The following is a 13053-nucleotide window of genomic DNA, read 5'->3' on the forward strand; positions in this document are numbered from 1 at the left end:
TCGGAAGTATTAATGGAACAATTTATTTGTAACAGCTGTGAAAAAAATTATGAGATGACGTCAACTATATGGAAATGTGAATGTGGTGGTGTATTAAATATAGTAAAAGATACCCCAAGAGTTGATATGACAGCTTGGAATAATTATCCTAACTCATTATGGCGTTACTTTGAAACCATGCCTTTTTCAAAGGATTCAAAGACATGGGAATCCGTTACAATGGGGGAAGGTCAATCACCTTTAATCGTTTTGGATCCTATAGAGCCAAATGTGTATGTAAAAGTTGATTATATGATGCCTACCCTATCTTTTAAAGATCGCGGGGCCGTTGTTTTGATGGCAAAGGCAAAGGAATTAGGGGTTACAAAAGTAATTGCTGATAGTAGTGGTAATGCAGGTACAGCAATTGCAGCTTATGCAGCACGTTGTAATATTGCTTGTGATATATATCTAAGTGATGAGACTTCACCCAAAAAGATAGCTCAAATAAAAGCACATGGAGCATCGATTAAAGAAATTCATGGTACTCGTGAGGAAATTGCAGCCGCTGCACAAAATGCCGTAGATAGTGAAAAAGTTTTTTACGCAAGCCACGTGTATAATCCATATTTTTATGAAGGCACGAAAACATATGCCTATGAAATTTATGAACAACTTAGTGGGGTGCCTGATACACTAATTATTCCGGTCGGAAACGGCACACTTCTCCTTGGTGCTTATTATGGCTTTAAGGAGTTATTTGAAAATGGATTAATTGATCACATGCCTAAGATCGTTGCCATTCAAGCAGAGAATTGTGCACCCCTTGTGAAAGCTTACCAAAACGGGAAAGAATCAGCACAACCTATAAAAAATAGAGGCACTTTAGCTGAAGGGATAGCTATTGCTGCTCCAGCTCGTTCTAAACAAATTTTAGAAGCTGTACGAAATACGAATGGCACTTTTATTCAAGTTAAAGAAGATGAAATTCTAAATGCACGAGCAAAACTTAGTGAGAAAGGGTTTTATGTGGAAGTAACATCAGCAGTAAACTATGCGGGATACATGAAGTATAAAAAGAAAGCAGAAGAAAAAATAGTCATACCGCTTTGTGGAGCAGGAATTAAATCAAAATAAAACCAGACGATTATCAAGATGAATAGACTAAGTAGAGCTTTTATAGGGAAAAGGGTTTTCAGCAGGTGGAACAATAGGTCAGATAATAAATCAATTGAAAGGATTTAATGAATGAAAAAAAGATGGCTAGGGTAGGGAAATGGATTATCATAACGTAAAAAAAGAGGCTTATTCTTAAAGAATAACAGAGACGTGAAGGTACTAAATTAAAGATAGAAAAAGACGTAAAAAGAGGTGAACAAAGAATGACCGAACGACTGGTGCCGCTCTCTCGTTTATCGGATAGAATCAAAATCGAACCGTACTACTACAAAATGGGACTAAACGGGACTTATAACGAATGCTATGTGAGAAGTGAGATTGCTACTCAACTTTTGAAAGTAGTTACTTTTCTACCGGAAGGAATCGGGGTACACGTATGGGATGGGTGGCGCTCTTTTGATACACAGCTTGCCATTTATGAAGCGACAAAGAAGGAATTAATGCTAAAGGGGTTCCAAGGTGTTTCTTTAGAAAGGGAACTAACAAAATATGTGGCTAAGCCTACAAAAGATATTGATCATCCTTCTCCGCATTTAAGTGGTGGAGCAGTTGACCTTACCTTATTTGATGGCAATGGGCCCTTACCAATGGGAAGTGAATTTGATGAATTTCATGAAAGGTCGCAGTTAGATTATTTTGAGGAAAAAAAAACATTGACCTCTCTCGAAAATATATACCTAGCCAATAGAAAACTATTAAAAAGAACGATGTTGAATGCTGGTTTTATCTCGAATATAGATGAGTGGTGGCATTATGAATATGGAACAAAAAGCTGGGCAAATAAGGTTGGAGCAAAAAAATATTTTAAAGGGATATTAGAAATTTAATATTTTCCATTTACTTCCATTTGACACTATACCTGTAGGGGTATATGATGGTTGTTGTAAGGAGGGAGGCATTAATGAAATATAATCGACAAATGATCAACCGTGTAAAAAGAATGGAAGGACAATTACGCGGTATCGTAAAAATGATGGAAGATAATAAAGATTGTCGGGAAATTGTAACACAACTCTCAGCTGTTCGTTCTGCAGCAGATCGGACGATTGGTTTAATCGTCAGCAATAATTTAGTTGATTGCGTACTAAATGGGACTGAAGGATCAAGTAATGAAGAAATGGTAAAAGAGGCGGTATCGATGTTAGTAAAAAGTAGATAGAGTTCTCTTGACAATATATTTTTTTATCTTTTATTATACCTATAGGGGTATGTGTATATCAAAAAGGAGGAAATAATAATGAATGCAAACAAAGTATTAGATGCCAAAGGGCTGGCGTGTCCCATGCCGATTGTGAAAACGAAAAAGGCAATGAATGACATGGAAAGTGGTGAGGTTTTAGAAATTCACGCAACAGATAAAGGAGCAAAGAGTGATCTAACAGCATGGGCTAAATCTGGTGGCCATGAATTAGTCGATCATACTGAAGAAAATAATGTTTTTAAATTTTGGATTAAAAAAGGGTAAGAAGGAGGCTATTATGGTAGAAAAGAAAAAAACAACCATTATCTTATTTAGTGGGGACTATGATAAAGCTATGGCTGCTTATATTATTGCTAATGGTGCAGCAGCTTACGATCATGAAGTAACAATTTTTCACACTTTTTGGGGATTAAATGCTTTAAGAAAAGAAGAGTTAGTACCAGTAAAAAAAGGTTTTATGGAAAAGATGTTTGCAAAAATGATGCCTAGAGGTGCCGATAATATGGGGCTATCTAATATGCACTTTGCAGGTATGGGCCCAAAATTAATTAAAAATGTGATGAAAAAACATAATGCAGTCCCTCTCCCTAATTTAATTGAAATGGCACAAGAACAGGATATCAAACTGGTTGCTTGTACAATGACAATGGATTTGTTGGGGTTACAACAGGAGGAACTATTAGACGGTATTGAGTATGCAGGTGTAGCTGCTTATTTAGCCGATGCTGAAGATGGGAATGTGAATTTATTTATCTAATCAATAGGGGGATATGAAATGGAAATAATCAATGATGTCCTTTTATTCTTTATTACTGCCTTTTTTCTTACACGTTTTATTTCAGTGAAAGGAATAAAGCAGATTTCAACTGCCGATTTACGAATGGTGTTAAAAGATAAGGAAAAACAGTTTGTTGATGTACGAACTCATTCAGAGTTTAAAGGTAGATCTATTCCTTCATTCCAAAAGATCCGTTGCAGCAATTGAAGAAACTAGGGTATACAAAAATCACAAATATAAAGGGCGGGATGAATGCCTGGTAAGAGAGGAGTTTTATTATGATTCAAGTATCACCAGAAAGTGTTAAAGACCTCTTACAAAACAACCATGATGTGAGCATTGTGGATGTAAGAGAAGTGGAAGAAGTAGAACAAGGAAAAATTCCATCAGCCATTCATATACCATTACGATTATTGGAGTTCCGAATGCATGAATTAGATAAATCAAAAGATTATATAATGGTTTGTCGTTCAGGGGCAAGAAGTGGGCAAGCAACAGCTTTATTAGAACAACATGGTTATCGTGTGAAGAACATGTCAGGTGGAATGCTCGCATGGGATGGCAAGGTAATATAATTTTTTTTACATTTAAATATACCCATGTAGGTATATAAGGAGGGCCAAAGATGAATGAAGTGAAAGCAAATCAAACAGTCGACGCAAAAGGGTTAGCTTGTCCGATGCCAATTGTCCGGACAAAAAAGGCCATGAAGGAATTAGAGGCAGGGCAGGTAATGGAAATTCTAGCAACTGACAAAGGGTCTAAAGCTGACCTCAAAGCTTGGTCTGAAAGTACAGGACATCAATATCTAGGTACTGTAGAGGAAGGGGAAGTACTAAAGCATTATGTTCGTAAGGCTTCTGAATATGAGGAACAACCAGAACGGCACCATCCACATGTCATTAAGAATGATGAGCTGACAGAGAAAATCGCTAAGGGGGAGTCTTTACAGATTCTAGATGTTCGAGAAGAAGCAGAGTATGCTTTTGGTCACATACCTGGTGCGCTATCTGTGCCTTTTGGACGTTTGCAGCAAGAACTAAATAAACTTAATCAAGATGAGCCTATTTATGTTATTTGTCGTACCGGTAACCGAAGTGATATGGCGGCACAACTTTTAGAAAGTAAGGAATTTAAAGCAGTCAATGTTGTGCCAGGTATGAATAGCTGGAGTGGGAAAGTGGAAGGAATTTAAATAATCAATGAATCATGGTAGTAACACAAAAAATTTTGAAATAATAAATACCATTGGGGGTATAATGATGTCTTTTAAAAAAATGAAAGCAAGTGAATTAACAACGATGATAGTTAATAAAGAGCCATTATTTATTCTAGATGTTCGTAATGAAGCTGATTTTCAAGATTGGAAGGTAGAAGGTCATGATTTTAACTACTTGAATATACCTTACTTTGAACTATTAGACGGTGTAGAAGGCATTATTGAGCAGCTGCCTAAAGATCAAGTTATCTTAGTTGTATGTGCGAAAGAAGGCTCTTCCATAATGGTGGCGGAAATGCTATCAGATGAAGGGCTGGAAGTCAGTTATTTAGAAGGTGGAATGAAAGCATGGAGTGAGCATTTAGAGCCTGTTAAAGTAGGGGAATTGAGTACAGGAGGAGAAATGTATCAATTCGTTCGTATGGGTAAAGGCTGTCTTTCTTATATGGTCATTTCAGATGGTGAAGCAGCAATTATCGATGCTACGAGAATGATAGATGTATATCTTGATTTTGCCAAAGAAAAAAAGGTGAAAATTACGCATGTTTTTGATACGCATTTACATGCAGACCATATTTCTGGCGGACGTGACATCGCAGCAAAGATGGACGCTGTTTATTGGTTACCACCCAAAGATGCAGAAGAAGTAACATTCAATTATGCCAAACTAGAAGATGGTAGTGAAGTGAAAATTGGAGAAACATCTATCAATATTCATGCCCTTTATTCACCGGGACATACCATTGGCTCGACTTCATTTGTCGTAGATGAACGCTATTTATTAACAGGTGATATATTGTTTATTGATTCTATCGGTAGACCCGATTTAGCTGGGCTTGCAGATGACTGGGTTGGAGATTTACGTGAGAGTTTATATAAGCGATATAAACAACTATCAAGTGAACTCATCGTTTTACCTGCCCATTTTATGATGATTGATGAATTGAATGATGATGGCAGTGTGGCCGGGAAGTTAGGTGTGCTTTTTAAACAGAACCATGGGTTAAATATTGAGGATGAAAGTGAATTTAGAAAGATTGTCACTGAAAATCTCCCACCGCAACCCAATGCGTATCAAGAAATACGTCAAACAAATATGGGGAAAATCACTCCAGATAATGATAAACAAAGAGAGATGGAGATTGGACCCAATCGCTGTGCGGTGAGATAAAGAAATATTCATATAGAGGGACCGGAGATGGGTCCCTTTTTTAGGTCAGCTTTAAGGAGATGAGCATAATGGATTTAGCATTTATTGTGACGATATTTTTAATTGGTTTTATTGGCTCTTACTTATCAGGATTACTAGGTATCGGTGGTTCTATCATTAAATATCCGATGCTATTATATATTCCACCATTACTAGGTGTCGCGACTTTTACTGCGCATGAAGTGTCAGGTATTAGTGCTGTCCAGGTTTTCTTCGCTACGATTGGCGGGGTTTGGGCATATCGTAAAGGTGGATATTTGAATAAAACATTAATCATTTATATGGGGGCTAGTATTTTAATAGGTAGTTTTATAGGCGGTTATGGATCGAAGCTCATGTCAGAAGGTGGCATTAATCTCGTATACGGTATACTTGCTTTAATTGCTGCAGTTATGATGTTTATACCTAAAAAAGGAATAGATGATATCCCATTTGATCAGGTCACTTTTAATAAATGGTTAGCAGCAGCTCTTGCGCTTGTCGTCGGTGTGGCAGCAGGGATTGTTGGGGCTGCAGGTGCCTTTTTATTAGTCCCAATCATGTTAACCGTATTAAGAATCCCAACAAAAATGACGATTGCTTCTTCTCTTGCTATTACCTTAATATCATCCATTGGTGCAACTGTTGGGAAAGTCACTACTGGGCAAGTTGACTATTATCCTGCAATCATCATGGTTATTGCTAGTTTAATTGCTTCACCTTTAGGTGCAATGGCTGGTAAAAAGATGAATACAAAAGTGTTGCAAATGATTCTCGCATTATTAATACTAGCTACAGCGGTGAAAATATGGGTAGATATTTTTTGAAAAGGTAGTGATGAGCCGATGAATCACTGCTTTCATATTGATACGAGATTGAGTAGGGAATCGCCGCATTCGAAGGAAAAGTAGAAGCTGAGCGCGTCGCAATTTGAGTAGATAACGAACTAACATTTCATCAATTATTAAACATGTCATTTCATACCAGGGAAGCCTCCCGTATATCATCATGCCGAAAGTTTCTAAAGGTAAAGGAAATGGTTGATGAACCGTTTGAAAGGATACTTTTTCCGAGCTAGAACCTTCAACGGGAGCTAAAAGATTTTGGATTTATATAAAGGGAAGGTTGTTGCGTTTGTAAATGTTGGGATGAAGTGAAAATAGTCGCTATCCTAAACCATCATCCCAAGTTCAATATAAATGAAGAGGCATTACCCACTCTGCCTCAGCTTATGATTGTCTTTGCTTTAAATGGTAGACTATTTAATAAGCACCGAAAATAGAAACAGCATGTGCTCCTTCTGTATTTGCTCGAAGGAGTACATGTTTCCATTCCAGCTCGTCTGATGGAATCCCGTGATAATAAATATCGTGCAAAATACTCGATAAGAAGGCATCTCCTGCTCCAGTTGTATCAACAACATCTACGGTAGGTGCTTCAACGGTTATACTCTTCTCTTTATGAAGTAATGTTGCACCTAAACGGCCCCTTGTAATCATTATCCACTGATTCGACCATGAAGAAAGCTGTTGTAATGCTGTTCTATAGTCTTTGGCTTTACAAAGAAATAGCAGCTCTTCCTCTGTCATTTTAATTAGATCTGCCTCTTTTAAAAAGGCATTGATTGTCTTTCTACAATCTGATTCATTCTTCCATCTCTTTAAACGGATATTTGCATCCATGACGATGAAATGCTGATATTTCTTTGCTAGTTTAAGTGCTTTAAAGCTTGTCTTCTTTGCAATGTCATGAAAAAGCGTTCCGGAACCGAAATAGGAGATATGCGTTTTTTGATAGATGCTTTCATTCAACTCGTTTGCTTCTAACCATATATGAGGGGTGTCATTTTCGTAAGATTGAAATTCACGCTCTCCATCCTCTTGCACAATTGATACGATACATAACTTTTTATTAACTGATGTAATGGTACCAGACAGGTCGATGCCTTCATCTTCTAATTGCTGTTTGGCATATTGACTATGCTCATCAGTACCTATTTTTGTCATATAAAAGGTAGGAACACTTTTCCTAGCTAGACGGATGGCTACATTGGCGGTTGCTCCTCCTACTTTCATGAATGATTGGCTATTAGGTGAAATAATGCGGTCCATGATTACTTCACCGAAAGAAATCACACCTTTACTTTTCACAATCAGGTCTCCCATCGTTTTTGATAAGGCTGATTATACTATAACTTTGTATTTATCTCTGCCTTCCAAGTCACAAAATGTCCTCCTCTTTTTCCACAAACCATTCGTTTTTATTTTCAAAAAGTTATCTTTATAAGAACTTAGAAAAATCACTTTATTTATATTAATTAACTACTAACTGGTACAACAAATATTATCAGGGTGAAATCGCAATTTTTCATTGACAGCTTAGGTGGAAAGTCGTATATTGATTAAATAAAATTAATAAATATTCATATCTATGCAATTGGATAGAAAGGGTTCTTTCTAATGAAAATAACAGTAGGTACACCAGAGTATATAAGAGAGCCAAACGCACTTATGAAAATTGGCAGTAATGTAAAGAAATATGGAGAAAAAGTCGTCCTTATTGGTGGGATAAAGAGTCGTGAAATAGTAGAAAGTCATGTAAGAGACAGTTTCAATAATGAGGGAATGACACTAGCTGCTTCCATTTGGTACGGTGGAGAATCTTCTAGAGAAAATGTTGAGAGATTAATAGAAGAACTCAGTACAATCGACTATGATGTCATCCTTGTATGTGGAGGAGGGAAAGCGATTGATACTGTTAAGGCAGTAGCCGCACACGTAAATAAACCTCTTGTTGCACTCCCGACGATTGCAGCGACATGCGCAGCAACGACTCCTATTTGGATTACATATAGTGAACAAGGTGAATTTCTTGCCATCAGTCGTGATGCGAAGGTGCCAGAAATGGTTGTTGTTGACTCAACAGTTATTTTGCACTCGCCTGTTCGATATTTAATTGCTGGAATTGGTGATACGTTAGCTAAGTGGTTTGAAACGAAGACATCAGTTAAAAAAGCAACACCAAATGCAAGGAACCAAACAGCGATTGCTATTGCTAATCAGTTATACAAAACGATGTTAGCAATCGGTGAGCAATCAGTTGCATCTATGAAAAATAAGGAATTGTCAACTGAGCTTGAAGATATGATTGATGCGATTCTGTTAATCAGTGGAAGTTTGAGTGGGTATGGCGGAGATGATTGTCGAACTGCGGGTGCGCATGCCATTTACTCTGGATTGACAATCTTCCCAGAAATACATGAAACGTATCATGGTGAAATTGTTGCTTTTGGTATTTTAGCGATGCTAGCAATGGAAAATGAAGAAGAAAGCGAAATCAAAGAGTTAATAGCTTACTATCAAAAAGTGAATCTACCATATACACTACAGCAAATGAATGTGCCTGAATTGTCTGAATCACAGTGGCAGGAACTTGGAGACGTTTCAGTGACTATTGAAGATATGGAGAATATGCCATTTGCTGTTACACCAGATATGGTTATCACAGCTGTCAAGCAAGCAGATGAATATGGAAAAGACATGTTAAGAAAATAAATAGAATGGTTAATGGAGGAAAATGAGTCATGAAAAAATGGTTTTTAGCAATCACAATGATGGTCCTTGCTGTGACATTAGCCGCTTGCGGCGGATCAGGTGAATCTGAAGAGGGTTCTGGCGAAAACAAAGAACCATTAAAAGTTACTTTACCCACATGGACAGGTTATGGACCGCTATTTTTAGCAAAGGAAAAAGGTTACTTTGAAGAAAATGGAATTGATGTTGAACTTTCAATTGTTGAAGGTCTTGGAGAAAGAAAACAAGCCCTAGCAAGCGGACAAATAGATGGAATGGCTACTGCACTTGATGTGCAAGTATCATTAGCTGCATCAGATATTCCTTTAAATGTGGTATGGTTATTGGATGATTCTTACGGTGGAGACGGTATTTTAGTCAAAGATGATATGAAAGAAATCAGTGACTTAAAAGGCAAGCAAGTTGCTTTTGAAGTCGGGTCTACAAGTCATATGTTAGCTTTAACCGCACTAAAAGATGGGGGCTTAACTGAAGAAGATGTTGAAGTTGTATCAATGTCTGCTGGGGATGCAGGAGCGGCTTTTGCGGCTGGTAAAGTAGACGCAGCAGTTACTTGGGAGCCTTGGTTATCTAACGGTTCTGAAGCTAACGGTAAAGTATTACTAACTACGAAAGATCTTCCTGGTATTATTGTTGATACAGTTAGTTTCACGGAAAAAGTCATTGAAGAGCGTCCTGAAGATGTACAAGCATTTGTAACAGCCATGGGTCAAGCAATGGACTACTGGAAAGAAAACGAAGATGAAGCGAATGAAATAATGGCAAAAGGCTTAAAAATTGATGTAGAAGAATTTGTTGCAACGGCAGAAGGATTAAAGTTCTTGGATAATGAGGCGAATAAGGAATTATTTGGTACAGAAGACGCTAAAGGCGGCATTTACCAATCGACTGAAAACGCGGCAAAGTTCTATAAAGAACAAGAGATTATTACAGCTGAGCCAGCAGCAGAAGATATTATTAACCCTACTTTTATCAAGTAATGATATGAATTATTCGGAGCCTAACCGCAAGCAGTCAGCGGTTAGGCTCAGGTTATTTTTATCTCTGGTAATTGGTTGAAGAAGGAAAAATTAGAAAATGGGTGAGAAAAAATGTTAGGAAAATTATTAACCCCGAATAAAGAAATTCCAAAGTCCCTTTATTCATCAGTCGGCATTATCACTTTTCTTATTGTATTAGGAATATGGGCAGGAATTACTTATACTGGGCTCGTTAACCCGTTGTTTTTACCAACACCTACAGCGGTATTAACCACAGGCATAGATTTATTTAGCAATGGAAATCTTCTTTCAGATATAGGCATTAGTTTTTCAAGAGTATTAGTCGGTTTTTTAGTGGCGGCCTTAATTGGTGTACCTCTTGGGATATTAATGGGTTCTCTAAGAATTATGCAAGGCGCATTTGAGCCACTCATAGGTTTTATTCGTTATATGCCAGCTTCAGCGTTTATTCCATTATTAATTTTATGGATTGGTCTTGGAGAGACGCAAAAAATGAGTGTTATCTTTCTCGGAACATTCTTTCAATTAACGTTAATGATCATGGATGTAACAAAGAATGTGCATAATGATTTGATTGATGTTTCTTATACATTAGGTGCCTCTAAGTTACAAGTATTTACGAGAGTGATACTCCCGGCAACCATGCCTGGGATTGTGGATACATTAAGAATTACATTTGGATGGGCGTGGACTTATTTAGTTGTGGCAGAGATTGTTGGTGCTTCCAGTGGAATCGGCTATATGATTATGCAGGCATCAAGATTCCTACAACCTGATAAAATTATTGTTGGTATTTTGATCATTGGTTTATTAGGATTATTGACTGACCTCATCTTTAAATGGATTTACCGTAAATCTTTTTCATGGATGAGAAAGGAAGGATTGTAATATGACTACACCGAAGCTTGAAATTAAAGATGTGGATAAAATATTTAGAACAAAAAGCGGCGACACAACCGCACTACAAAAAACATCCTTTACCATTGATGATGGTGAATTTGTTACGATTCTTGGTCCCTCCGGTTGTGGTAAATCAACCGTATTAAGAATTGTTGCTGGTTTAGAGGAAGCGACAACCGGTGAGGTATTATTAGATGGCCAACCTATCGATGGGCCTGGCCCAGATAGAGGCATGGTATTCCAATCGTATACTCTATATCCTTGGTTGACGGTAAAAGAAAATATCTCTTTTGGCTTAAAATTAAAGGGAGCAAAACAAAAGGAAAGAGATGATCTCGCTCGTCATTATCTTCAATTAATTGGATTAGAGGGATTTGAGAATCACTATCCTGTTCAACTTTCTGGAGGGATGAAACAGCGTGTGGCCATCGCTCGTGCGTTAGCAAATGACCCGAAGGTATTATTAATGGACGAACCATTTGGTGCACTTGATGCGCAAACAAGAAATATTATGCAAGAGGTTTTATTAAAGGCATGGGAAAAGTCGAAGAAAACGATTCTCTTTATTACGCATGATGTCGATGAATCAATTTTTCTAGCCGATTCGGTTTATGTAATGACAGCTAGACCAGGAAGGCTGAAGAAAAAGGTACCGATTGATATTGCTAGACCAAGAGACTTTAGTGTGAAAGCGACAAATCAATTCGCACAATACAAAGAAGAACTGTTATCATTAATACGAGAAGAAAGCTTAAAATCTATTTAATTTTATAAATGAAAACAGAAAGGTGCTTGGTACAATTGAAGAGAGAAGCCTATTTCCCTGAGGTCGTTAAGCAGGCCCTCAGCAATATACCTCCAGGGTCATGGATGTCAGCAGTACCGGAAGGATGTATTCGCCTGAACTCGGGTTATCCGGCTGCTAACCTTGTTCCGTCAACTGAATTAAAGGAAGCTACAGAACGATTATTGACAGAAGAACAAGATTTGCCGCTTCACTATATTGGTAGTCCAAGAATTGATCAATTAAGAACACAATTGATCGAGCGTATGAACGAACGAAAGATGGAAGTGCAAGAGGATGAAGTACTTGTGACTTCAGGTGCTTGTCAGGCCATCGATCTTATTGCTCGTATTTTATTAGATGAAAATGCCTTCATTATCGTCGAGTCACCGACTTATATGGAGGCACTGGAAATCTTCCAAAATTACACGAAAAACATCATCACAATCCCTATTGATGCAGATGGTTTGGACACGAAACAATTGGAAGAGATATTAATCGAAAGGACGAAGAAGGAAGAACCTCTTCCAAAGCTTCTCTATACAATTCCAACCTTCCAAAATCCAACAGGCACGACGTTATCTTTCGCTAGGCGGGAGAAATTAATCAAACTAGCAATAGAGTATGATTTTCTCATTCTTGAAGATGATGCCTACGGTGAGCTTGCGTTTGGAGAAAGTCCAACAACATTAAAATCATTAGATGAAGAGGATCGTGTATTTTATGTCGGCTCGCTATCAAAAGTAGTCGCTCCAGGCATGCGTGTTGGCTGGATCGCTGCACATAGTGAGTGGATAGAAGCGCTTTTCTGGTTCAAGAAAGATTTAGAGCATCCCTTTGCCCAGTCGGTGATGTCTGCTTATCTAGAAAAAGTGAATTTAGCCCATCGTTCTGTTTTACTAACAGAAAAATATGAAGAAAAGGCAGTCATTTTATATGAAGCATTGATTCATTTCATGCCTGAGGGTGTGAAATGGTACCGCCCAGAAGGTGGTTACTTTATGTGGATTGAAGTGCCTGGGGTCGATACAACGGCTATGCTTGCGAAAGCGAAACAAGCAGGCGTAGCATACGTACCGGGCCAATACTTCTTCTTACACCAAGACGAGGGCAAAAGCTTCTTACGTTTATCATTTAGCTATGCGAGTAAAGAGGAAATTAAAAAGGGAATCGAAATTCTAAGTCATGTAGTGGCAGAAGAAATCAATAAATAAGGTAGGAGCGTGCACA

At 37.8% G+C, this 13053-nt stretch carries 16 protein-coding genes; 15 read left to right on the top strand and 1 reads right to left on the bottom strand.

The genetic code is table 11. The features are described from left to right. The first annotated feature begins 12 nt into the window (after positions 1–12). From LG276_RS05085 to LG276_RS05130, 10 genes are all read left to right on the top strand, one after another. Entirely contained in the window at positions 13–1116 is a 1104-nt protein-coding gene (locus LG276_RS05085) for a threonine synthase (RefSeq protein WP_224934783.1), read from the top strand. A gap of 245 nt (positions 1117–1361) precedes the next feature. Beyond that, positions 1362–1985 (top strand): M15 family metallopeptidase, encoded by a 624-nt coding sequence (locus LG276_RS05090; RefSeq protein ID WP_404293706.1) that lies wholly within the window; start codon positions 1362–1364, stop codon positions 1983–1985. 74 nt (positions 1986–2059) lie between these two features. Then, positions 2060–2317, top strand: coding sequence for a metal-sensitive transcriptional regulator (locus tag LG276_RS05095; RefSeq protein ID WP_404293709.1), 258 nt, complete (start codon positions 2060–2062; stop codon positions 2315–2317). Positions 2318–2395: 78 nt separating this feature from the next. After that, on the top strand, positions 2396–2623 hold the full coding sequence (locus LG276_RS05100; RefSeq protein WP_224934787.1) for a sulfurtransferase TusA family protein: 228 nt from the start codon (positions 2396–2398) through the stop codon (positions 2621–2623). A gap of 13 nt (positions 2624–2636) precedes the next feature. After that, the gene (locus LG276_RS05105; RefSeq protein WP_095370362.1) at positions 2637–3116 is read left to right on the top strand and encodes a DsrE/DsrF/DrsH-like family protein; all 480 of its coding nucleotides are present in this window, start codon (positions 2637–2639) and stop codon (positions 3114–3116) included. A gap of 18 nt (positions 3117–3134) precedes the next feature. Next, positions 3135–3344, top strand: a complete 210-nt coding sequence (locus tag LG276_RS05110; protein ID WP_289432995.1) for a hypothetical protein — start codon at positions 3135–3137, stop codon at positions 3342–3344. Positions 3345–3415: 71 nt separating this feature from the next. After that, positions 3416–3712: a rhodanese-like domain-containing protein gene (locus LG276_RS05115; RefSeq protein ID WP_224934790.1), complete on the top strand. Its 297-nt coding sequence runs from the start codon at positions 3416–3418 to the stop codon at positions 3710–3712. A gap of 50 nt (positions 3713–3762) precedes the next feature. After that, a complete protein-coding gene (locus LG276_RS05120; RefSeq protein ID WP_224934792.1) occupies positions 3763–4332 on the top strand; it encodes a sulfurtransferase TusA family protein in 570 nt (189 codons plus the stop codon). 67 nt (positions 4333–4399) lie between these two features. Further along, positions 4400–5527 (top strand): MBL fold metallo-hydrolase, encoded by a 1128-nt coding sequence (locus LG276_RS05125; protein ID WP_224934794.1) that lies wholly within the window; start codon positions 4400–4402, stop codon positions 5525–5527. Between the two features lie 68 nt (positions 5528–5595). Beyond that, entirely contained in the window at positions 5596–6372 is a 777-nt protein-coding gene (locus tag LG276_RS05130) for a sulfite exporter TauE/SafE family protein (protein ID WP_224934796.1), read from the top strand. Between the two features lie 435 nt (positions 6373–6807). Here LG276_RS05130 and LG276_RS05135 read toward each other — a convergent pair whose 3' ends face one another. Further along, positions 6808–7695 (bottom strand): carbohydrate kinase, encoded by an 888-nt coding sequence (locus LG276_RS05135; protein ID WP_224934798.1) that lies wholly within the window; start codon positions 7693–7695, stop codon positions 6808–6810. A gap of 309 nt (positions 7696–8004) precedes the next feature. On the opposite strand from LG276_RS05135, the gene LG276_RS05140 reads away from it, so the two are divergent. The 5 genes from LG276_RS05140 to LG276_RS05160 all read left to right on the top strand — a co-directional run bounded on the left by LG276_RS05140 (position 8005) and on the right by LG276_RS05160 (position 13037). Next, positions 8005–9099, top strand: coding sequence for an iron-containing alcohol dehydrogenase family protein (locus LG276_RS05140; protein WP_404293712.1), 1095 nt, complete (start codon positions 8005–8007; stop codon positions 9097–9099). Positions 9100–9128: 29 nt separating this feature from the next. After that, positions 9129–10118, top strand: a complete 990-nt coding sequence (locus tag LG276_RS05145; RefSeq protein WP_224934802.1) for an ABC transporter substrate-binding protein — start codon at positions 9129–9131, stop codon at positions 10116–10118. 111 nt (positions 10119–10229) lie between these two features. Beyond that, positions 10230–11027 (top strand): ABC transporter permease, encoded by a 798-nt coding sequence (locus tag LG276_RS05150; protein WP_224934804.1) that lies wholly within the window; start codon positions 10230–10232, stop codon positions 11025–11027. Between the two features lies 1 nt (position 11028). Further along, positions 11029–11805 (top strand): ABC transporter ATP-binding protein, encoded by a 777-nt coding sequence (locus LG276_RS05155; RefSeq protein WP_095370352.1) that lies wholly within the window; start codon positions 11029–11031, stop codon positions 11803–11805. Positions 11806–11840: 35 nt separating this feature from the next. Then, positions 11841–13037, top strand: coding sequence for a PLP-dependent aminotransferase family protein (locus LG276_RS05160; protein ID WP_224934806.1), 1197 nt, complete (start codon positions 11841–11843; stop codon positions 13035–13037). Positions 13038–13053 lie beyond the last annotated feature (16 nt).

The sequence above is a fragment of the Cytobacillus kochii genome (genome assembly GCF_044790165.1).
GTDB lineage: Bacteria > Bacillota > Bacilli > Bacillales > Cytobacillaceae > Cytobacillus > Cytobacillus kochii.